We start from the raw sequence: 231 nt of genomic DNA, 5'->3' as shown, positions 1-231 counted from the left end.
TCTCCGCGCTGTACCTGCTGGGCTTCTCGATCAACACCCTGAGCTTGTTCGGATTGGTGCTGGCGATCGGCATCGTGGTCGACGACGCGATCGTGGTGGTGGAAAACACCAGCCGCCATCTGGAACGCGGCATGGAGCGCTTCCAGGCCGCGCTGCTGGGCGCGCGCGAGGTCGGTTTCACCGTGGTCTCGATCAGCCTGTCGCTGGTGGCGGTGTTCATCCCGCTGCTGT

The 231-nt window shown here is 64.5% G+C and carries 1 protein-coding gene; it reads left to right on the top strand.

Annotated features, from left to right (window positions below; all coding sequences use genetic code 11):
• A partial coding sequence (locus HKX41_13930) for a hypothetical protein (protein NNC25232.1) occupies window positions 1-231 on the top strand: 231 nt, incomplete at both ends.

It is taken from the genome of Salifodinibacter halophilus (assembly GCA_012999515.1).
In the GTDB taxonomy this organism is placed as follows: Bacteria; Pseudomonadota; Gammaproteobacteria; order Nevskiales; family Salinisphaeraceae; genus Salifodinibacter; species Salifodinibacter halophilus.
Note: the sequence above shows the minus strand (reverse complement) of the source record. Positions and strands in the feature narration are given on the sequence as shown.